The organism is Variovorax davisae, from assembly GCF_030316845.1.
In the GTDB taxonomy this organism is placed as follows: Bacteria; Pseudomonadota; Gammaproteobacteria; order Burkholderiales; family Burkholderiaceae_C; genus Variovorax; species Variovorax davisae.
In genome coordinates, this window is the sequence record NZ_JASZYS010000019.1 from 60,118 (window position 1) to 80,894 (window position 20,777).

The 20,777-nt window shown below is 70.5% G+C and carries 19 protein-coding genes; 8 read left to right on the top strand and 11 right to left on the bottom strand.

All coding sequences use genetic code 11. From position 1 onward, the window contains the following. Positions 1 to 16: 16 nt before the first annotated feature. The 6 genes from QTI33_RS31270 to QTI33_RS31295 all read right to left on the bottom strand — a co-directional run bounded on the left by QTI33_RS31270 (position 17) and on the right by QTI33_RS31295 (position 7,334). Positions 17 to 1,288, bottom strand: coding sequence for an ABC transporter substrate-binding protein (locus tag QTI33_RS31270; protein WP_286510460.1), 1,272 nt, complete (start codon positions 1,286 to 1,288; stop codon positions 17 to 19). 53 nt (positions 1,289 to 1,341) lie between these two features. Beyond that, positions 1,342 to 2,454 (bottom strand): ABC transporter ATP-binding protein, encoded by a 1,113-nt coding sequence (locus QTI33_RS31275; protein WP_286510461.1) that lies wholly within the window; start codon positions 2,452 to 2,454, stop codon positions 1,342 to 1,344. A gap of 85 nt (positions 2,455 to 2,539) precedes the next feature. Next, positions 2,540 to 3,820 carry a biosynthetic peptidoglycan transglycosylase gene (locus QTI33_RS31280; protein ID WP_286510462.1) on the bottom strand — a complete coding sequence of 427 codons (1,281 nt, stop codon included), beginning with the start codon at positions 3,818 to 3,820 and terminating at the stop codon, positions 2,540 to 2,542. 7 nt (positions 3,821 to 3,827) lie between these two features. Then, positions 3,828 to 4,400, bottom strand: coding sequence for an exosortase Q subunit 2 (gene xrtQb / locus QTI33_RS31285; protein ID WP_286510463.1), 573 nt, complete (start codon positions 4,398 to 4,400; stop codon positions 3,828 to 3,830). After that, positions 4,381 to 5,259 carry an exosortase Q gene (gene xrtQa / locus QTI33_RS31290; RefSeq protein ID WP_286510464.1) on the bottom strand — a complete coding sequence of 293 codons (879 nt, stop codon included), beginning with the start codon at positions 5,257 to 5,259 and terminating at the stop codon, positions 4,381 to 4,383. Before xrtQa ends, xrtQb begins: the two co-directional genes overlap by 20 nt. A 5-nt stretch (positions 5,260 to 5,264) precedes the next feature. Further along, positions 5,265 to 7,334, bottom strand: coding sequence for a VIT and vWA domain-containing protein (locus QTI33_RS31295; RefSeq protein WP_286510465.1), 2,070 nt, complete (start codon positions 7,332 to 7,334; stop codon positions 5,265 to 5,267). A gap of 205 nt (positions 7,335 to 7,539) precedes the next feature. Here QTI33_RS31295 and QTI33_RS31300 point away from each other — a divergent pair, with 205 nt between their 5' ends. Then, complete coding sequence (locus QTI33_RS31300; RefSeq protein ID WP_286510466.1) at positions 7,540 to 9,909, top strand: penicillin-binding protein 1A; 2,370 nt, start codon at positions 7,540 to 7,542, stop codon at positions 9,907 to 9,909. Positions 9,910 to 9,933: 24 nt separating this feature from the next. Then, positions 9,934 to 10,539 (top strand): hypothetical protein, encoded by a 606-nt coding sequence (locus QTI33_RS31305; RefSeq protein ID WP_286510467.1) that lies wholly within the window; start codon positions 9,934 to 9,936, stop codon positions 10,537 to 10,539. On the opposite strand, the gene creC is transcribed toward QTI33_RS31305, so the two are convergent. Then, a complete protein-coding gene (creC, locus tag QTI33_RS31310) occupies positions 10,533 to 11,972 on the bottom strand; it encodes a two-component system sensor histidine kinase CreC (protein WP_286510468.1) in 1,440 nt (479 codons plus the stop codon). The genes QTI33_RS31305 and creC overlap by 7 nt on opposite strands. Then, positions 11,969 to 12,715, bottom strand: coding sequence for a two-component system response regulator CreB (gene creB, locus QTI33_RS31315; RefSeq protein WP_286510469.1), 747 nt, complete (start codon positions 12,713 to 12,715; stop codon positions 11,969 to 11,971). Before creB ends, creC begins: the two co-directional genes overlap by 4 nt. Positions 12,716 to 12,868: 153 nt before the next feature. Between creB and QTI33_RS31320 the strand changes: the two genes are divergently transcribed. Then, on the top strand, positions 12,869 to 13,879 hold the full coding sequence (locus QTI33_RS31320; RefSeq protein ID WP_286510470.1) for a cupin-like domain-containing protein: 1,011 nt from the start codon (positions 12,869 to 12,871) through the stop codon (positions 13,877 to 13,879). A gap of 43 nt (positions 13,880 to 13,922) precedes the next feature. On the opposite strand, the gene QTI33_RS31325 is transcribed toward QTI33_RS31320, so the two are convergent. Continuing rightward, complete coding sequence (locus tag QTI33_RS31325) at positions 13,923 to 14,117, bottom strand: heavy-metal-associated domain-containing protein (protein ID WP_286510471.1); 195 nt, start codon at positions 14,115 to 14,117, stop codon at positions 13,923 to 13,925. Between the two features lie 120 nt (positions 14,118 to 14,237). On the opposite strand from QTI33_RS31325, the gene QTI33_RS31330 reads away from it, so the two are divergent. Continuing rightward, a complete protein-coding gene (locus tag QTI33_RS31330; RefSeq protein WP_286510472.1) occupies positions 14,238 to 14,927 on the top strand; it encodes a response regulator transcription factor in 690 nt (229 codons plus the stop codon). After that, positions 14,924 to 16,315, top strand: a complete 1,392-nt coding sequence (locus QTI33_RS31335) for a sensor histidine kinase (RefSeq protein WP_286510473.1) — start codon at positions 14,924 to 14,926, stop codon at positions 16,313 to 16,315. The genes QTI33_RS31330 and QTI33_RS31335 overlap by 4 nt, the downstream gene beginning before the upstream one ends. Here the strand turns inward: QTI33_RS31335 and QTI33_RS31340 are convergent. Continuing rightward, entirely contained in the window at positions 16,297 to 17,400 is a 1,104-nt protein-coding gene (locus QTI33_RS31340) for an alkene reductase (RefSeq protein WP_286510474.1), read from the bottom strand. The two genes, QTI33_RS31335 and QTI33_RS31340, sit on opposite strands and share 19 nt — an antisense overlap. A gap of 126 nt (positions 17,401 to 17,526) precedes the next feature. On the opposite strand from QTI33_RS31340, the gene QTI33_RS31345 reads away from it, so the two are divergent. Further along, entirely contained in the window at positions 17,527 to 18,738 is a 1,212-nt protein-coding gene (locus QTI33_RS31345) for a YbfB/YjiJ family MFS transporter (protein ID WP_286510475.1), read from the top strand. A 12-nt stretch (positions 18,739 to 18,750) separates the two neighbouring features. Here the strand turns inward: QTI33_RS31345 and gstA are convergent, their stop codons facing one another. Then, positions 18,751 to 19,359 (bottom strand): glutathione transferase GstA, encoded by a 609-nt coding sequence (gstA, locus tag QTI33_RS31350; protein ID WP_286510476.1) that lies wholly within the window; start codon positions 19,357 to 19,359, stop codon positions 18,751 to 18,753. Positions 19,360 to 19,551: 192 nt separating this feature from the next. Here gstA and QTI33_RS31355 point away from each other — a divergent pair, with 192 nt between their 5' ends. Further along, positions 19,552 to 19,737, top strand: coding sequence for a DUF1328 family protein (locus tag QTI33_RS31355; protein ID WP_286510477.1), 186 nt, complete (start codon positions 19,552 to 19,554; stop codon positions 19,735 to 19,737). Positions 19,738 to 19,750: 13 nt separating this feature from the next. Beyond that, positions 19,751 to 20,659: a transglutaminase-like domain-containing protein gene (locus QTI33_RS31360; protein ID WP_286510478.1), complete on the top strand. Its 909-nt coding sequence runs from the start codon at positions 19,751 to 19,753 to the stop codon at positions 20,657 to 20,659. Positions 20,660 to 20,777: the final 118 nt, after the last annotated feature.

Sequence of the window (20,777 nt, forward strand, 5' to 3'; positions counted from 1 at the left end):
AAGAGGCGTCGTGCGCTCAGGCGGCTACGAATTCATTCCACTTGCGGACCATGTACTCGTTCTCGTCCATGACCGCGTTCCAGCAGGCGATGCCGCCCATGCGCTCCTCGTAGCTGCCGCCGTCGCGCACCGCGCCGACCTTGGCGATGACGTCGCCCTGCGGGCTCTTGATGTCCTGCGTGGCGGGCTTGCCTTCCATCCAGTAGGCCCACTCGAAGGGCTCCATCTTGGCCTTGGCGGTTTCCAGCACGGCGCTGTAGTAGCCCTGGCGGTTCAGGTAGGCGCCGGCCCAGCCGTCGAGGAACCAGTTGATGAACTCGTAGGCGCCGTCGAGCTTCCTGCCCGACAGGGTGGCCGGCAGGCCGAAGCCCGAGGCCCAGGCGCGATAGCCTTCCTTGAGCGGCTGGAAGGTGCAGGCGATGCCCTTGCTGCGGACCGCGGTCACGGCCGGCGACCACATCGACTGGATCACCACCTCGCCCGAGGACATCAGGTTGACCGACTCGTTGAAGTCCTTCCACAAGGCCCGGAACTGCCCGGCCTTCTTCGCCTCGATCAAGGTCTTGATCGTCAGGTCGATCTCGGCCTTGGTCATGTTGCCCTTGTCGGCGTACTTGTGGATGCCCTTGGCCTCCACCACCATCGCCGCGTCCATGATGCCGATCGACGGGATGTTGAGGATCGCCGCCTTGCCCTTGAACTCCGGGTTCAGCAGCTCGGCCCAGGAGCCGATCGGACGCTTGATGAGGTCGGGCCGGATGCCCAGCGTGTCGGCGTTGTAGGTGGTCGGGATCAGCGACATGAACTGCGTCGGCGTCTTCGAGAACACCTTGCTCTTCTCGCCTTCGAGAAAGATCACCTTGATCGGCGCCGTGCCCTGGCTGCCGATCTTCTTGCCGGCGACCTCGCCCTTGGTGAACACGCTGGTGATCTTGTCGGCGTTCTTCACGCGCTTGGTGTCGATGCCCTTGAGGTTGCCGGTCGGCACGATCTTCTTCAGCGAGAAGTACTCGGTGTCGATCAGGTCGAAGCTGTTCGGCGCGGTGACGGCGCGCTTGGTGACGTCGTCGGTGGTGACGGCCACGTACTGGATCTCGATGCCGGTGTCGGCCTTGAACTTCTCGGCGATCGCCTTGTCCTGGTTGACGGCTGTGCCGAGGTAGCGCAGCACGATCTTCTCCTGCGCGTGGATGGCCGGGAAGACGCCCGCCGCGAGGATGCCCGCCGTGCCCTGCAGCAGCGTGCGGCGCTGCACGCCGGAGGTCGGGGTTTCGATTTTTTTGGACATGGGAGGTCTCCTGAGAGGCGGTGGTGAAGAAAAAGGGGGAGGGCGGGGCGCTGTCAGGCCGCCATCGCCGCCAGGGCCGCCATCGGCGCATGCCGCGGCGGCGACGTGCCGCCGCTGCGGGCTTCGGGGCGGGTGGCGCCAGGGCCCAGCGTGCGGGCGTCGGATTCGGCCCACGAGACGCGCACGCTTTCGCCGACCGCGTAGCCCCGGCCGGCGAAATCCTTCTCGGACAGCAGCACCGAGATGCCGCTGAACTCCGGCCGCACGCCAGTCAGGCGCAGGCCGAGCAGCACGTAGGTGCCCTGGTATTCGACGTCGGTGACATGCGCGGGGAGCCCCGGCTCGCCCGCCGCGCCGGTGGCCGGCGTGATCCGCGTGTGGTCGTTGCGCACCGCGACCATGCCCTCGTTCAGCGCGAAGACGTTGTGGCCGCCCATGAAGCGCGCCACGAACTCGCTCGCCGGGTGGTTGTAGACCTCGTGCGGTGAGCCGACCTGCTCGATCAGCCCATTGTTCATCACCACCATGGTGTCGGCCAGCGCCATCGCCTCTTCCTGCGAGTGCGTGACATGGATGAAGGTCAGGCCCAGCTCCTTCTGCCAGCGCCGCAGCTCGGCGCGCATCTGGATCCGCAGGAAGGGGTCGAGCGCCGACAGCGGCTCGTCGAGCAGCAGCACGCGCGGCTCGGTGATCAGGGCCCGCGCCAGCGCCACCCGCTGCTGCTGGCCGCCCGACAGCTCGCCCGGCTTGCGTTCGGCCAGGTGGCCCATCGCGACCCGCTCGAGCAAGTTGCCGGCGCGCTTGTGGCGCTCGCTCCTGGAGACGCCCTTCATCTTCAGGCTGAAGGCGACGTTGTCGAGCGCCGACAGGTGCGGAAACAGCGCGAAGCTCTGGAACATCATTGCCGTGCCACGCGCCGCGGCCGGCAGGTTGGTGATGTTGCGGTTGTCCAGCAGGATGTCGCCGCCGGAGGCCGATTCGTGGCCGGCGACCATCCGCAGCGTGGTGCTCTTGCCGCAGCCCGAGGGGCCGAGCAGGCAACAGTAGCTGCCGCTGGCGATCCGCAGGTCGATCTGGTCGACGGCGGGCGGCGTGCCGGCGGCGTAGCGCTTGCTCAGCGCGACGATTTCAACGGCTGCGGGCGGGGGGGCGGTGACAGCATCCATTGGGGATGCCATCGCAAGACATGTGCCAGCGAGGAAGCGGGCTGCGGGCCCCTCGGTGCGCCGACTTGGTGCGGGGCCGGCTGCGTCAAGGTGGTGCGAAGCGGGCCGTGGCGACGCTGCGCAGCAGGGCATCGCGCTGCGGCTTGCTGATGCCGCGCACGCCATCGGCCACCCATTTGGCCCGGTCGAGGTTGATGTTGCCCTCCTGCTGCCACTTGCGCACGGCCAGGGCCGGGTTGTTGAGCATGGCCGCCAGCCAGACCGCCTGCGCCGGCTCGAGGTTGCGCGCCGGGCGCTTGAAATAGGTGCGTGCCGCGGCATCGGCGCCGCAAATCCGCGCGCCCCAGGGGGCGTTGTCGAGGTAGAGCTGGAGGATCCGCGCCTTGCCCAGGGTCTGCTCCATCTCGACCGCATACAGCAGCTCGCGCAGCTTGCGGTCGGCGCTCTGCTCGCCACCGGTCACGAGGATCTTGGCCAGCTGCTGGCTCAGGGTGCTGCCGCCGCGTTCGGCCTTGGAGGCCTTCTGGTTGACCTCCAGCGAGGCCGCCAGCTCGGTCATGTCGTAGCCCGGATGGGTGAAGAAGCGCTGGTCCTCGGCCGCGATCACCGCGCGCGCCAGCCAGCTGTCGTTGCCGAGCCGGCTCGGCGCGCCGCAGCTGGTGCGCGCATTGGCGATCGTCTCGGTGCCCAGCCCGTCGACCGTGAAGTCGGCGATGCGCGGCTGCACCGCGAAGGTGCCGGCGGGCAGGCCGAGCTGGGCGCCCAGCGCCAGCGTGCCGCCGATGCGGGCGCGCTGCAGTTCGGCCAGCTCGGGTGCCAGCACGCTGTACCAGCGTGCGATCGGCGTCTCGGGGACCTGGATGTCGATGTGCAAGGCCTGCTGCGTCAGCCGGCCGGACCAGCGTCCGCGCAGGATGCCGTCGTCGCTGCGGCCGCCGACCGCCAGCGGCCGGGCCGGCGGCGCGACTTCGAGGATGCCGCCCAGCGTGCCGGCGTCGCGGCGCACCGTGGCGCGCAGGCTGTCGAGCCGGATCGGCGCGCTGCCCAGGGCCGGCACCGTGGCGCTGCAGGGCGCGCAGTCGAGTTCCAGGGTTTCGCTCGCGGCGTTCCAGCCGAAGCGCACCGGCCCGTGGGCGGTCTCCAGCGTGCGGCCGGCCAGCCAGGGGGCGAACCAGGAGGAGGTGGCCAGCCGGATCGCGGTCGGGACGCCGACGTCGATCGCCACCGGGCCGGCCTGGAAGCGGGCCGGCCATTCGTCGCGGCCGGGCGCCAGCGCCAGCTTCAGGATCAGGAACACCGCGACCGCCGCCGTCAGAACCAGGGCCAGGGTCGCGAAAAGCAGGTAAACCAGCGCTTTCTTCAGCAAATCACTCTCACTCGATCGGTTTCGCCAGGGTGACGGCTTGCCAGGGACCGTGCGAGCGGCCACTGGCCGCCGCCCAGTACCAGGCTGAAGTGTCGGTGAAAGCGCCGCCCCCGGCGTCGACGATACGCTCGCAGACCCGGATTTTTTGCCCGCCGGCGCGCTCGGCGACGAAACAACGCCACAGTCGTTCGTGCAGGTCGCGCTCCAGCCGCGCCTGGGCGATGCCGTAGCCCAGCGCGCGGTAGCAGTCGGCGGCCGGATGCAGCATGCGCGTCGGCGCGTTCACCTGGCGCAGCACCAGCACCTGCCGGCCGTCGGTCAGGCGCGCCATGCTGCCCGGGAAGCGCTCGGCGAAGCGGTGTTCGACCTCGCTCAGGGCCAGCGGGCGCAGCGGCGCGCCGTCCCATTCGTTCGGCCATTCGTGGAAGGCCGAGGCGGCCGCGGCCGGCGCCGCCCGGTGCAGCGCCGCGCTGCCCGACCAGGCCAGGCAGAGCAGCATGGCGAGGCCGAACAGGGCCTTGTGCAGCATGCGGTGCACGAAGCGGTTGGCGAAGCAGCGCTCAAGCACGGCGATGGCCATGGCGGTCTCCTCGGGAATGGCTCATGACCCGGGCGATGCCGGCGCAGACCGTCGCCAGCAAGGCCAGGCCGAAGGCGTCGTGCAGCCAGGGCGGCGGTGCATGGCCGGCCGCCTCCAGGGCCACCAGCAGGCTGTTGCGCACGATGCTGCCGGCCAGCACCAGCAGGCCGACCGCCGGCAGCCGGGCCAGGAAGGCGCGGTTGTCGCGCAGCACCCAGAGCGCGACCACGCAGGCCGTGAAATAGCCGAACCAGGCCATCTGCACGCCCGAGCAGGGCGCGTCGACGATCACCAGCCGCCCATCGATCCACAGGCTGCTGCCTTCGCGCGCCACTTCGAAGCCCGGCGCCAGCAGCCAGCGACTGGCCTCGGCCGTGACGACGCGCAGCGGGTAGCCCGCATAGAACTGCAGCGAAGACAGCAGCGGCAGCGCCAGCACCGCCAGCCCGGCGACCGGCCCCGCGGGCACCTCGCGCGGCAGGAAGGCCAGCAGCGCGCAGGCCAGCGCGCCCATGGCCAGCAGTGCGGCGGCCAGCGACGGCAGCGGCGGCCACCCGCCGATGCCGGTGCGGCCCAGGGTGGCGGCCAGGGTCGCCAGGGCCGCCAGCGCCAGCCAGCCGAGGCGTGGCGCCGCGCGCAGCCCGTGCCGCAGCGTGAACACCAGCAGCGCCAGCGCCGCGACCGCCAGCAGGCCGAGCGGGTCGTCGGAGCGGTCCAGCATGCGCCGGCCCATCCAGGCCCAGGTGGGTGCCAGCGCGGCCGCCTGCAGCGCGAGCCAGGCCAGGGCCGGCAGGCGGTCGAGCTGGATGCCGGCCTCGAACAGGCGGGGGTGGCGGGTGGCGAGGGCGTCGAGGGTCATGGTTCTCACGAGGTCAACCGCCGGCTGTCATTGCGGCGCGCCCGACGCCGGAGCATCGCCAGCATCGACAGCACCACCGCGATCGCGCCCAGCGTCTCGGGCTCGGGCGTGCTCGGCACCTCGGCGCCCAGGCTCTGGCCGAGCGCGCTCTCGGCTACACCCTGAGGCAAGGGCTGCGGCTGGTCGACGCCGGCGGCGTTCTGCGGCGCCGGGTTGCGCACCACCCGGTCGATCGCGATGAAGCTGGTGTACTGGGTGAGCAGGCTGTAGCGCAGGCCGAGATCGGTGATGCGCTGGCGCAGCGCGTCGCCGCCTTCCAGCGCTTCCTGGTCGGTCAGGCCGGCGATGCGATGCCGCGCCCACAGGCTGCGCAATGCGGCCGCATCGCGGCGCGCCTGCGGGTCGATCTTCAGTTCCTGCCGGTAGGGGCCTTCGGCGCCGCGGCCCTCCACCACGAGCCGGCCGCGGGCCTCGCCGCGCCACTTGCCGAACAGGATCACCGGGCGCTCGCCGAGCACGTCGGGCAGCACCGCCGGCTCGACGTCGTAGACGTCGAGGCCCTCGAAGCGCGCCTTCACCTGCGTCAGCACCGGCGACTCGACCATGCGGCGGAAGCGCGCGGCCTGCTCGGGCGCCTGGACCGGGTCGGTGATCACGAAGGGCTCGCCCATGCCGGCGCGCGCCAGGCCTTCCATCAGGTGGCGGTTGACCGAAGAGCCGATGCCGAAGGCGAACAGGTTGGCGCGGCCCAGGTTCTTGCGCACCAGTTCGAAGGCCTCGCGCTCGACCGTGACATAGCCGTCGGTGACCACCACCAGCGTGCGCGAGACGCCCTCGGCCTTCGGCTCGGCATAGGCGCGCTGCAGCGCCGGGATCAGCTCGGTGCTGCCGCTGCCGCCGTAGTTCTGGATCGTCGCCAGGGCCTGCGCGATGTTGGCGCGGGTGGCCGGCACCGAGTGCGGCGACAGCATGCGGTTGCTGCCCGAGAACAGCAGCACGTTGAAGGTGTCGCTGGGCCGCAGGCCGCCGATCAGGCGCTCCAGCATGGCCTTCGCGGTGTCGAGCGGAAAGCCGTGCATCGAGCCCGAGATGTCGACCACGAAGATGTAGTCGCGCGGCGAGATGGCGTTCGCGGCCACCGACTTCGGCGGCTCGACCATGGCGAGGAAGAAGTTCTCGGCGCCGTCGCCCTGGCCCTGGTAGAGCATCAGCCCGGACTGGACCCGATCGCCGGCGAGCCGGTAGTCGAGCACGAAGTCGCGGTTGTCGGCAGGGCCGCTGCCGGGCGCCAGCGTGACGTCGGCATGGGCGTCGCCATCGCGCCGTGCGAGCGCGATCGCGTGGGTCTGCGAGCGCACCTCCTGCAGCGCCATCGGCATGTCGAGCGCGACCCTGAGCCTGAAGGCGGTGCCCGGCGCGACCGCCGCGCGCAGCGTGGGCTGCGCCACCCAGCGGGCCTGCGCGTTCTCCGACTGCGGGCTGTTGTAGCGCGGCCCGACCACGGTCGGATAGACGAACTGGTAGTTGCCGCCCTGCGGCACCAGCAGCTCGGTGTAGCGCAGCGTCACCCGGACCTCGTCGCCCGGCAGGATGTTGGCGACGTTCATCTGGAACACGTTGGGCAGGTGCTGCTCGAGCAGCGCGGCGGTCTTGCCCTCCTTCTTCGCTGCGTCGTAGTCGATGCGCGCCTGTGCCTTCTCGCGGATCTGCGCCGTGATCAGGCGCTCGCCGATGCGCATCTGGAGCGCACCGACCGCGGCCCGGGTCGAGCCCGGGAACACGTAGCGCGCCTCGATCGCCCGCTGGCCTTCGTTGCGGTAGGTCTGCGTGACCGTGACGTCGGCGATCACGCCGGAGATCTTGACGTCCACCTCGGTCCCCTTGAGCGGCAGGCGGTCGAGCTCGGGGTCGTCGCTCTTGACGAAGAAATAGGGGCTCTCGGTCCTGGCGCGCGGGCCCGGCGCTTCTTCCTGTGCATGCAGCGGCCGCACGCTCAGCGCGAGGAAGCTGGCGACGGCCAGTGTCAGGGTGACGAGCCAGAGCCGTCGGCCGGGGCGGTTGAGGGGGGCGTCCATGGTGTTTTTCCTTCTCCTTCTCGTGCGAACTTGCACGGGAGCCACTGTCCGGAGCGAGCGAGAAGCCAGTTGGAAGGCTTTTCGAAGTCCGGCAGCGTGAAAACAGCCTTGTGTGAAGCCTGTGTGAAGTCCTGCGAACAGGGCCTTCACACGGGCATCGCCCGGATGGGGAACCATCGCGGCCTGTTCCTGCTCCCTCCCTGCCATGACTTCTCCGTCCGAAACCCCCTCCCGCGCACCCGGCTGGCGCCGTCCGGTCGCCTGGATCGCCGCGCTGTCGGCCGGCTCCGTGCTGGTGCTGGCGATCGCCGGCGGCATCGCGGTGGCCACCATCTACCCGCGGCTGCCCGACATCTCCGAGCTGTCGGACTACCAGCCCAAGCAGCCGCTGCGGGTCTATGCGGCCGACGGCGCGCTGATCGGCGAGTTCGGCGAGGAGCGGCGCAACCTGACGCCCTTCGCGCAGATTCCGCAGGTCATGAAGGACGCGGTGCTGGCGGTCGAGGACGCGCGCTTCTATGAACACGGCGGGGTCGACTACAAGGGCTTCGCGCGCGCCGCGCTGGCCAGCCTGCAGGGCGGCCGCAAGCAGGGCGCCTCGACCATCACGATGCAGGTCGCGCGCAACGTCTACCTGAGCTCGGAGCGCACCGTGCAGCGCAAGACCTGGGAGATCCTGCTGGCCATGCGCATGGAGCGCCAGCTCAGCAAGGACCAGATCCTGGAGATCTACCTGAACCAGATCTACCTGGGCAACCGCGCCTACGGCTTCGCGGCCGCCGCCGAGACCTATTTCGGCAAGCCGCTGGCGGACATCACGGTGGCCGAGGCCGCCATGCTCGCCGGCCTGCCGAAGGCGCCGGGCACCAACAACCCGGTGGCGAATCCGCGCCGCGCGCGGGCCCGCCAGCTCTACGTGATCGACCGCATGCAGGAAACCGGCTTCATCGACGCCGCGCAGGCCGATGCGGCGCGGCGCGAACCGCTGCAGCTGCGCGACGCCGCGGACCCGTCGCGGCTGCATGCCGAGTACGTGGCCGAGACCGTGCGCCAGATGATGCATGCGCAGTACGGCGACAGCATCTACACCAGCGGGCTCAAGGTGACGACCTCGCTGGTCGCGGCCGAGCAGCAGGCGGCCTACCGGTCGCTGCGCCGCGGCATCATGGACTACGAGCGGCGCCAGCCCTACCGCGGGCCCGAGGCCTTCGTCGAGCTGCCGGACGACCCGAAGGCGCTCGACGACGCGGTCGACGACGCGCTGGCGGAGCACCCGGACAACGGCGACCTGGTGGCCGCCGTGGTGCTGCAGGCGAGCGCCAGGGAGGTCCGCGCGGTGCGCGCCAACGGCGAGACGCTGCAGATCGGCGGCGAAGGGCTCCGGCCCGCGCAGTCCGGGCTGGCGGAGAAGGCGGCGCGCAACATCCGGATCCGGCCGGGCGCGGTGATCCGCGTGGCCCGCACGCCGAAGAACGCCTGGGAGATCACGCAACTGCCCGAGGTCGAGGGCGCCTTCGTGGCGCTGGACCCGCGCAGCGGCGCGATCCAGGCCCTGGTGGGCGGCTTCGACTACGGCAAGAACAAGTTCAACCACGTGACCCAGGCCTGGCGCCAGCCGGGCTCGAGCTTCAAGCCCTTCATCTATTCGGCCGCGCTCGAGAAGGGCTTCACGCCGGCCACGGTGGTCAACGATGCGCCGCTGCTCTTCGAAGCCGGTGCCGGCGGCAACGCCTGGGAGCCGAAGAACTACGACGGCGGCTACGACGGCCCGATCACGCTGCGGCGCGCGCTGCAGCAGTCGAAGAACCTGGTCACGCTGCGCGTCATGCAGTCGATCGGTGCCGGCTATGCGCAGGACTGGGTCACGCGCTTCGGTTTCGAGCGCGAGAAGCAGCCGGCCAACCTGCCGATGGCGCTGGGCGCCGGCTCGGTGACGCCGATGCAGATGGCGGCCGGCTATGCGGTGTTTGCCAACGGCGGCTTTCGCGTCAACCCCTACCTGGTGACGCGGGTCACCGACGCCCGCGGCAAGGTCCTGATGGAGACCGAGCCGCCGGTGCTCGACGAGGCCCGGCGCGCGATCCCCGAGCGCAATGCGTTCATGATGGATTCGCTGCTGCAGAGCGTGGTGAAGGGCGGCACCGCGTCGCGCGCCTACCAGGCGATCCGGCGCGACGACCTGTACGGCAAGACCGGCACCACCAACGATTCCTTCGACACCTGGTTCGCCGGCTTCCAGCCGACCCGCGTGGGCATCGCCTGGGTCGGCTACGACACCCCGCGCCAGCTCGGCGTGCGCGGCGAGACCGGCGGCAGCCTGAGCCTGCCGATCTGGACCGGCTACATGCAGGCGGCGCTCAAGGGCGTGCCGGTGGCCGCGCTGAAGGCGCCCGACGGCGTGCTGCAGGTCGATGGCGAGTGGTACTTCGACGACTACGCGCCGGGGCACGGGGTGGCCAGCCTGGGCCTCGATCCGGCGCTGGCGCCGTTGCCGGCCGAGGACCTGGCGCCCGCGCAGGTGGCGCCCCCGGCGCCGCCGGCCGAGCGCAACCGCATCCTCGACTTCTTCCGGTAGCGCCGCCCCCTACACTCGGGGCCGATGGAAACTCTCACCCTGGTGACGCTGATCGCCATCGGCGCCTACCTCGTCAATTCGCAGCAGCAGCGCCGGCGCATCGCGCTGCTGGGCAGCCACCTCGGCCACTACCAGATCGAGAAGCTGATGGAGAACCTCACCGAAGGCTACCTGCGCTGCCTCGGCGAGGACGATGCCGAGCGCCGGGCGCAGATCTGGGGCCTGCTCGACAGCACCGAGGCCAAGCTGTCGGCCCAGTTCGACAGCTTCGCGGCCGAATTCGCGCAGGTCGGCGAGAAGGAGGCGCGGGTCAGCAAGCTGCCGCTGTCGCTGCCCTTCGTGCAGCAGCTGTTGCCGGCCGCGACCTTCGACCTGCGCGAGGCCTTCGCGCTCCATGCCCGCGGCATCGCCGGCGTGATGCGCAACGAAGCGCAGCGCTCGCCGAAGGCCAAGGCCTACATGATGTCGGCCGAGCTGTTCCTGATGCAGCACAGCTGCCACTGGTACTGCAAGTCGAAGGCGGTGGCCTCGGCGCGGCTGATGGCGCGCCACAAGACCTCCCACGCGCAGGTGCTCGACGCCGTGAGCCCCGAGACCCGCAAGGCCTACGCGGCGCTCACCGGTCAGTGAACCGACAGCAGCGGCAGCGTGAGCGTCGCCAGCGCGCCGCCGCGCGGCGCGTTCGCGAGCTCGACCCGGCCGCGATGCAGGGCCGCGATCTCCTTCACGAAGGCGAGTCCGAGCCCGGTGCTCTTCTTCTGGCTGTGGGGCCGGGCGAGGGAATAGAACTTCTCGAAGACCTTGTCCTTCGCATAGTCCGGGATGCCCGGACCGCGGTCGCGCACGCTGACGGTGGCCCGGCGCGAACTGGCCTCCAGCGCCAGCAGCACCTCGGCGCCCGCGGGCGAGAAGTCGATCGCGTTGTCGAGCAGGTTGCTGATCGCGCGGCGCAGCAGGAAGGGGTCGCCTTCGACGCGGGCCTCGGCATGAATCGCGACCTGGACCCGCACCTCGCGCCGCGCGGCCGCCGCCTGGGCCCCGGCGGCCACTTCCCGCAGGAGCGGCGCGAGCGCGACCGGCTCGCTGCGGTCCAGCGCGCGCCGGGTCTCGAGCGCGGTGAGCTCCATCATGCGGTCGACGATCTCCTGGATGCGCTGGGTCTCGTGCGCGATGTTGCCCAGGAAGCGCTCGCGCTCGGCCTGCGGCATCGACGGCTCCTGGATCAGCTCGGCGGCGCCCCGGATGGCCGACAGCGGGCTCTTGATCTCGTGCGTGAAGGTCTGCACGTAGTCGGCCACGTAGTTGCGGCCGGTGAAGGCGTCGCGCATCTCGCCCAGGCCGCTGCGCAGCGTGTCGGCGGCCCGCCGCAGCATGCGCCCCAGGCTCAGGCTGCGCTGGGCGCGCAGCCAGCCGACGTAGTCCGAGATCAATCCGAAGGGACGCACCAGCCAGACCGAGATGATGATGGCGCCCACCAGCAGGGCCAGCGCCGAGCCGACGCCGACCCACAGCGTGCGGGCCCGTGCGTCCTCGACGAACTGGCCGAAGCTCTGCACCGGCTTGCCGACGCTCACCACGCCGACGATCTCGTTGCCCCAGCGCACCGGCGCGCCGACGTACATCACCGAGCTCAGCGGATCGCCGGCGATGTCGCGCGTGGTGCGCGCGCCGTAGGTGCCGGCCAGCGAGCGGCTGACGTCGCTCCAGCGCGAGAAGTCGGCGCCCAGGTTGCGGCCCTGCGAATCGAACAGCACGCGGCCGTTGCGGTCGGTCACGTACATCCGCAGCTCCACGTGGCGCTTGTGCAGGTTGTAGATCTGGGCCGAGAACTGGCGCGCATAGACCGAACGGAACAGGGGCTCGAGCCGCGCGGTGTTGATCGCCCCGGCGATCACGTCCTGCTCGACCAGGCTGGCCATCAGCTGCGAGGCCTCGACCAGCGACTCTTCCGCCGACTCGCGGTAGCGCGGGTCGATGTCGATCACCACGCGGTAGAGCAGGAAGGCGATGCCCGCCGTGTAGATCAGCAGGATGCCGATGAAGATTCTCGTGCGGCTTGTCACGCGGACGCAGGCAGGTCTTCGTTCAACGCATAGCCGGTGCCGCGCAGGGTGCGGATCGGGTCGACCTCGGGCGCGATTGCCTTCAGCTTGGCGCGCAGGGTCTTGACGTGCGCATCCACGGTGCGATCGAAGCTGTCGCTGGCCTCGTCCCAGACCAGCCGCAGCAGGTCGTCCCGGGTGTAGACCCGCCCGGGCCGCTGCACCAGCAGCCGCAGCACGCCGTACTCGTAGCGCGAGAGCTCCAGCAGGCGGCCGTAGTAGCGGATCTGCATGCGTTCGAGGTCGAGCGCGAACGGCGTGACGGGTGCCGCTGGGGCGGGGACCGGCGTCGGGGGAGCGGCTGCCGGTGCGCCTTGGGCGCCACGGCCGCTGCGGCGCAGGATGGTCCGCACCCGCGCCACCAGCTCGCGCGGCGAAAAGGGCTTGGCGATGTAGTCGTCGGCGCCGAGCTCGAGGCCGACCACGCGGTCGATCTCGTCGCTGCGGGCGGTCAGGAACAGCATCGGCACCTGCGCCCCGCCGGGCAGGGCCTGCAGCCGCTTGAACAGTTCGAAGCCGTTCATGTCGGGCAGTCCGACGTCGAGGATCGCCAGCGCCGGCGGCTCGGCCGTGAACTGGACGATGGCCTGCGCCGCGGTGGCACACCAGACCGGCACGAAGCCGTCGGTGCGCAGCACGTACTGCAGGGTGTCGGCAATGCCGGACTCGTCTTCGGCGATCAGGATCCGCGGGTTGGAAAGCATGCGGCGATGGTAGCCAGCCGAGGCGCCGGCGCGGCGCGGGCCTCTGAAGTTTGGCCGTATGACCAACGAACACTATGCAACCGCGCTCACTTTTTGTAGTATGTAAGTATGCAAGTACAAAATCTCACAGATTCTGCTGCTGCTGCTCCTCCGGTGGCTGCCGGTCGCGAGCGCACGGCCGCGCCCTGGCTGCCGATCGAACGGGCGGATGGCAATTCGCTGAGTTACGACGACTTTCTCGCCCGCTACATGCACGCGAACCGGCCAGTCGTGATCTCGAATGTCGGCAAGGGCTGGGCGGCCATGCGCACCTGGACGCCGGAATACTTCAAGCAGCGCTTCGGCAGCAAGCCGGTCGCCATCGGCTACGAGCGGAACATGCCCTTCGACCGCTTCATCGACGAGGTGATCGCTTCCAGTGCGGAGAACCCCGGGCCCTACATGTACCGGTCGTTCCTGCACGAGGTGCTGCCGGAACTGCTGCCGGACGTGGTGCCGCAGAACAAGTTCGCCTTCCCGCGCCGCTTCTCGAGCCCGTTGATGCCGGAGAAATGGCGCCGCCCGGACGGCTACCTGAAACTGCTGATCGGCGGTGTCGGCAGCAAGTTCCCGGTGATGCATTTCGACGGCGAGAACGCCCACGCCCAGATCACCCAGATCTATGGCGACAAGGAATTCGTGGTTTTCCCGCCCACCGACACGCCCTATTTGTATCCGCGGGTGGCGTTCCCCAATCATTCGACCGTCGACGACCCGGTGATGCAGAACCGCGAGCGCTTCCCGTTGCTGGCGAAGGCGACGCTCTACCGGACCGTGCTCAAGCCCGGGGACATGATCTTCGTGCCGGCGCGCTGGTGGCACGCCGCGCGGGCGCTGTCGACCTCGATCTCGGTCTGCACCAACATGCTGGACCCGTCGAACTGGCAGGGCTTCCAGGACGAGGTGGCCGCCGAAGAGGCGAAGAAGTCGCCGGAAGCCGGCGCCCGGCTGGGTGACCAGTTGGCGCGCGTCGACCGGATCCTGACCCGGCTCGAGCGCTTCCAGAAGGATTCGCCCGCCCTGGCGCGGGCCCTGGTGCTGCCGGCCAAGCTGGCACCGCTGACGGCCGAGGCCGCGCCGGACCCGTCCCGGCGGCAGCTGCGGATCCGCATTCCGACCTCCTGAGCGGTCCCGGCCCGTGCCAAGGGGCCGGGAGACGGCCGCCGGGCTACTGCGCCCGGTAGCCGGCGTTCTCGATCGCGACGATGATGTCCTGCCGGGGGTGCTGGCTGACGACGTCGACATGCCCCGTCTCGAGGTCGACCGTGACCTGCGCGCTGGGGTCGATCGTCTGGACCGCGTTCTGCACCACGCCGGCGCAGTGGCCGCAACTCATGCCCGTGACCTGGAACTTCTGGCTCATCGTGATGGCTCCTTCATGTGGTTGAAGGGCGAGTTTGAACCTTTCCCCCATGTCAATGTCCAGTGAGGGGGCGCTTCCTGCGGTACAAACAGCAAGTTTTTTTCACTTCACTTCCCACCCATGCGAATCCTTCTGGTCGAAGACGATGAGGTCCTGCGCGGCGTGATGCTGCGCAGCCTGGGTGACGCGGGCCACCGCGTCGACGTGGCGGCCAACGTCGAGGATGCCGACCACCTGTGGCGGGTGCAGACCTTCGATGCCGTGCTGCTCGACCTGAACCTGCCGGCGACCGCCAGTCCGACCAGCGGCCTCGCGAGCGGCCTGGCCGCCCTGCGCCAGGCGCGCGCCCGCGGCGACCGCACGCCGGTGCTGGTGCTGACCGCCCGCGACCGCACCGACGAACGCATCGCCGGCCTGGACGCCGGTGCCGACGACTACCTCGGCAAACCCTTCGACCTGGCCGAGGTCGAAGCCCGGCTGCGGGCGCTGGTGCGCCGGGCCCAGGGCACCGAGGACATCGCGCTGCTCGGGCAGCTGCGGCTCGACCGGCGGGCGCGCCGCTTCGCCGTCGGCGGGGTGCCGCTGGACCTGCCGGCGCGCGAGTTCGAGGTGCTGTGGGAGCTGATGAGCCCGCCCGGTCGCACGGTCAGCAAGCGCGAGCTGTCCGACAAGCTCTCGACCTTCGACGAGTCCCTCGGCGACAACGCGCTCGAGGCCTTCATCTCGCGGCTGCGCAAGAAACTGGTCGCCAGCGGTGCCGCCATTCGCACGCTGCGCGGCATCGGCTACCTGATGGAAGCCGAGACGTGAGCGGCGGCGCGACGGCCGCGCCCTCGCTCACCGCGCGGGTGCTGCGTCGCGTGCTGCTGCCGCTGGGCCTGACATGGCTGCTGGGCACCGCGGTGGCGCTGGTCGTCGCCAGCTATTTCGCCGAGCAGGCCTTCGACCGCGCGATGCTGGACGACGCCTATTCGGTGTCGGCCAACGTGCGGGCCGGCGAGCGCGGCGTCGAGCTCCTGCTGTCGCCGCGCGAGATGAACAACCTGCTGTTCGACCAGTCGGAGACGGTCCACTTCGCGGTGCTGCGGCCCGACGGTTCGCTGCTGGCCGGCGACGCCGGCCTGCGGGCGCCGGCGCCGCAGGACGGCGTGCGCCACCGCTTCTCGCGCATCGACTACCAGGGCCAGGCGCTGCGGGCGGTGGTGCTGAACCAGGAGGAGCCGCTCGCCTACCGCGTCGTCATCGCGCAGACCACGCGGGGGCGCGCGTCGCTGGTCGAGAAGCTGCTGGCGTATTCGCTGGCGCCGCAACTGGTGCTGCTGGCGCTGCTGGCGACCTGGATCTGGCGCGGCATCGACCGCGAACTGCATCCGCTGGGCGACCTGCGGCGCACGCTGGAGCGCCGCGACGCCCATGACCTGGCGCCGGTGCCGGTGGCGCGCAGTTCGCGCGAGCTCGAGCAGCTCGGCGACACCCTCAACGCATTGTTCGAGCGCCTGGCACGCAGCGCCTCCGCGCAGCGCGAGTTCGCGGGCAACGTGGCGCACGAGCTGCGCACGCCGCTGGCGGGCATTCGCGCGCTGGCCGACTACGGCCTGGCCCAGCGCGATCCGGCGGCCTGGCGCGAACAGCTGCAGCAGATCCTCGCCAGCCAGGTGCGGGCCAGCCACCTGGTCGACCAGCTGCTGGCGCTGGCGCTGGCGGACGAGGGCCATACCCGGCTGCAGCGCGAGCCCCTGCGGCTGGACCGGCTGGGGCAGCAGGCGGTGCTGCGGCACCTGGCGCGCGCCGATGCCCAGGGCGTCGATCTCGGCGGGCTCGGGCTCGAGGAAGCGGTCACGGTGGCTGCCAATGCAGCGCTGGTCGAGGGCATCCTCGACAACCTGATCGACAACGCGCTGCGCTACGGCGGCCGCACCATCACCGTGGAACTGGCGGGCCGCACGCTGAGCGTGGTCGACGACGGCCCGGGCATCGCGCCCGAGGCCCAGCCCGACCTGCTGCAGCGCTGGGCGCAGGGGCCGGCCGGCCAGAAGCTCGGAGAGGGCGCCGGGCTGGGCCTGGCGATCGTGGCCCGCTACGCGAAGCTGCTCGGCGCCGAGCTGCGCTTCGCGCGGGCCTCGGACGAAGGCGGCCTGCGCGTCAGCGTGGCTTTCGCCGCCGACGCGCAGCCGGCCGTTCAGGCCAGGGCCGGGTAGTCGGTGTAGCCGGCCTCGCCGCCGCCGTAGAAGGTGTTCTTGTCCCACGGATTGAGCGGCGCGCCTTCGCGCAGGCGGCGCACCAGGTCCGGGTTCGAGATGAAGGGCCGGCCGAAGGCGACCAGGTCATCGCCTTCCTTGAGCGCCTCTTCCGCCAGCGGCTTGTCGTAGCCGTTGTTGACCATCCAGGCGCCCTTGCCGCCGGCCGCACGGTAGGCGGCTTTCAGCGCCTCGTAGTCGAAGGGCCGGTCGTCCAGCTCGCGCGGGCCGCCGGTGGCGCCCTCGATCACGTGGATGTAGGCCAGGCCGAGCGGTGCCAGCTGGCGCACCACGTAGTCGAACAGCGGCTGCGGGTCGGCGTCGTGGACGTCGTTGGCCGGCGTCACCGGCGACAGGCGGATGCCGGTGCGGCCGCCGCCCACCGCGTCGACCACCGCGCGCGTGGCCTCCAGCAGCAGGCGGGCGCGGTTGGGGATGCTGCCGCCGTAGTCGTCGCTGCGCTTGTTGCTGCCGGTCTTCAGGAACTGGTCGAGCAGGTAGCCGTTGGCGCCGTGGATCTCGACGCCGTCGAAGCCGGCGGTCTCGACCGCGTTGCGCGCCGCGACGGCGTAGGCGTGGACGATGCCGGGGAGCTCGGCCGCATCGAGTGCCCGCGGCTCGGAGGTCTCGACGAAGGTCGGCACGCCGTCCTTGATCAGCACGGTCTTGGTCTTGGCGGTGATCGCCGAGGGGGCGACCGGCTGGCCGTTGTCGGGCTGCAGCTCGGTGTGCGAGACGCGCCCGACGTGCCACAGCTGGACCACGATCTTGCCGCCCTCGGCGTGCACCGCGTCGGTCACCTGCTTCCAGGCGTCGAGCTGGTCGGTGCCGTAGAGGCCCGGCACGTCGGCATAGCCCTGGCCCTGCTGGCTGATGGCGGTGGCTTCGGTGATCAGCAGGCCGGCGGAGGCGCGCTGCGCATAGTAGGTGGCGGTGATGTCGCGCGGCACGGCATTGGGTGCCCGGTTGCGCGTCAGCGGCGCCATCACGATGCGGTTGCCGAGTGCCAGGTCGCCGGCCTGGACGGGATCAAAAAGGGAGGACATGAACGGAGTGCCTGTTGTTAGGGATGAGGGAGGAAGAACGCGCAAGGGTAAACCCCGCATCGCAACCCTGCTGTCGCACGGTTGTCCGGTTGGTGCTAGGCCCTGCCGCAGAATGGGCGGATCCGCATGCCTTCGCCGCCCGCCTCGCTCACGCCCGCCCAAGCCCTCCGTCTCGCACTGGCGCTGTCGCTGGGGGCGGCCGTCTCGCTCGGCATCACGCGCTTCTCGTATGGCCTGCTGCTGCCGCCGATGCGCGCGGACCTGGGATGGAGCTATGCCCTGGCCGGCGGCATGAACACCGCCAATGCCGCCGGCTACCTGCTGGGCGCGCTGCTGACGCCGGCGCTGATGCAGCGCTTCGGCGCGGTGCGGCTGCTGGTCGGCGGCGCGGTGGCGGCCAGCCTCTTCATGGCGGCCAGCGGCTTCTTCGTGTCGGCGCAGGCGCTGCTGCTGCAGCGCCTGCTGGCCGGCCTGGCCAGCGCCTGGGTGTTCGTCTCGGGCGGCCTGCTGGCGGCCCGGCTCGGCAGCGCCCAGCCGTCGCGCGCGGGGCTGCTGCTGGGGCTCTACTACGGCGGCACCGGCTTCGGCATCACGCTGTCGGCGCTGCTGGTGCCCGCGGTGCTGGAGGCCGTGGCCGGGGTTGCGCATGGCTGGGCCTGGGCCTGGTGGGCGCTGGCGCTGGCCAGCGGCGCGGCCACCGCGGTGCTGGCGCTCGCGGTGCGCGCGTTGCCGGGGGAGGGCGCCGCCGCCGCGGCTGCGACACCGGCCCCCGTCGCGGGTCGGCCGGCCTGGCCGGTCCGGCGCTTCGGCTGGGCGCTGGCGGGCTATGCGCTGTTCGGTGCCGGCTACATCGGCTACATGACTTTCGTCATCGCGCTGCTGCGCGAGCAGGGCGCGAGCCCCGGCGACGTCACGCTGTTCTACGCCCTGCTGGGCGTCGCCTGCGTGGCATCGGCGCGCTTGTGGGCCGGCCTGCTCGACCGCTTCCGCGGCGGCGGCCCGCAGGCGCTGCTGAATGCGCTGCTCGGCGTGGCGACCGTGCTGCCGGTGCTCAGTCCGGCGTGGCCCCTCACCTTGGCCTCGGGCCTGATGTTCGGTGCCGTCTTCCTGTCGGTGGTGGCGTCGACCACGGCGCTGGTGCGGCACAACCTGCCGGCCGCGCAATGGGCGGCCGGCATCAGCGCGTTCACGATCGTCTTCGCGCTCGGCCAGATCGTCGGCCCGACCGTGACCGGCTGGATCTCCGACGGTCGCGGCGGCCTCGCCGGCGGCCTGGTCGCGTCGGCCCTCACGCTGTGGGCGGGCGCCTTGCTCGCCTGGCGTCAACGGCCGGCTTGAAGCTCCAACAGATTACTTCAGGAGGCCTTCTGCCTTCAACGCATCCTGGACCGCCGGGCGGGCAGCCACCCGGGCGTGCCAGGCGTTGAGCTTCGCCAGGTCGGCGATGTCGACGCCGGTGGGCTTGGCCCAGTTGGTGACCGCGAACAGGTAGCCGTCGGCGACGCTGAAAGTGTCGCCCATCAGGTAGTCCTTCTCGGCCAGCTGGCTGTCGAGCCATTCGTAGCGCGAGCGCAGCTTGGTCTTGGAGATGGTCTTGCCTTCTTCCGGCATGCCCGCATTGAACAGCGGCGAGAAGCTCTTGTGGATCTCGGTGCCGATGAAGGTCAGCCATTCCTGCAGCCGGTAGCGCGGCATCGTGCCGTTGGCCGGCGCCAGGTTCTTGGTCGGCGCCAGGTCGGCGATGTACTGCAGGATGGCCGGGCCTTCGCGCAGGCGCGTACCGTCGTCGAGTTCGAGCATCGGCACGTAGCCCAGCGGGTTGATGCCGTAGTAGTCGGTGCCATCCTGCAGCTTGTGGCTCTTGGTGCTGGCGAGCACCGGTTCGAAGGCGAGGCCCGCTTCGCGCAGGGCGATGTGGGGCGACAGCGAGCAGGCGCCCGGCGAGTAGTACAGCTTCATTCGAAAAACTCCTGTGAAAAGGCGAAATGCGTTCTGGACGCGTTCTTGACGACGCGACAGCGATGCTAGCGGTTTCACGGCGCGCGTTTTTGTCCTACGGTGCCTTGGGCGCCGCGACTATGGGGCCGCCGCTCGCGTGTTCCTAAGCTTGCGGGCACCGCGACGGGCGTCCGTCGTGCAAGGAGTCCACTCATGTTGAAGTACGCCATCGTCTTTGCCGTCATCTCGTTGATTGCCGGTGCCCTGGGGTTCGGCGGCGTCGCTGCCGGCGCGGCCGGCATCGCCAAGGTGCTGTTCGGGCTGTTCCTGGTGCTCGCGGTCGTCTTCCTCGTGCTGGCCGCCCTCGGCGTGGGCGCGGTGAAGAAGGCGCTGGACTGAGCGCCCCAACGCCATGCACTTCTCGCACATCGACGCGCTGCTCGAATACGAGGTCGCCGCCCCTTCGCACCTGCTGCTCAACATCGAGGCCGCCCGGTGCGGCGCGCAGGCGCTGCTGAGCGAGGACCTGGTGATCGAGCCCGCGGTGCCGCTGCAGGCCTTCTGCGACGAGGGCAGCGGCAACCGCTTCGTGCGCTTCGATGCCGCGCCCGGACCGCTCAGGATCCGCTACAAGGCCCATGTGCAGCGCGCCTGGGCGGAGGTGCCGACCGACCTGGCGGAAGTGCCGGTCAACGAGGTGCCGAACGAGATCCTCCACTACCTGATGCCCAGCCGCTATTGCGAGTCGGACCTGATGTCGCGCTGCGCGCTCCAGCTGTTCGGCGACCTGGCACCCGGCATCGGGCGGGTGCAGGCGATCGTGGACTGGATCCACGACAGCATCACCTACGAGCCGGGCAGCAGCGACTCGACCACCACGGCGCGCGAGGTCTTCGTCGAGCGCGCCGGGGTCTGCCGCGACTTCGCGCACCTCGGCATCACCTTCTGCCGGGCGCTCAACATCCCGGCCCGGCTGGTGGTGGGCTACGTCTGGTTCGACGAGCCGCCGCAGGACTTCCATGCCGTGTTCGAAGCCTGGCTGGGCGGGCAATGGGTGCTCTTCGATGCCACGCGGATGGCGCCGGTCGACCGCCTGGTGCGCGTCGGCACAGGCCGCGACGCCAAGGACGTGGCCTTCTGCACCCTCTTCGGCCAAGTGGCCATGACGGGCAAGACGCTGAGCGTGCGCGAACTGCAGGACGAGCGCCAGGGCGCCCCCGCCGAGCCGCGCCCCAGCGGCCAGATCGTGGGCATCGAGAAGCCGGTGGCGATCCCGCCGCAGGAGCTGGTGTCGGCGCACGAGGTCAGCGCCCTCGACTAAGTGCGAGATGCTATCAAAATGATAGCATCAAGACCAATGCCGATGGCCCACGGGCGCGAGGCATGGACCAGGTCGCCTTGTCCTCACGGCAGCACGGAAGCGCGTCGGCGATTAAAAT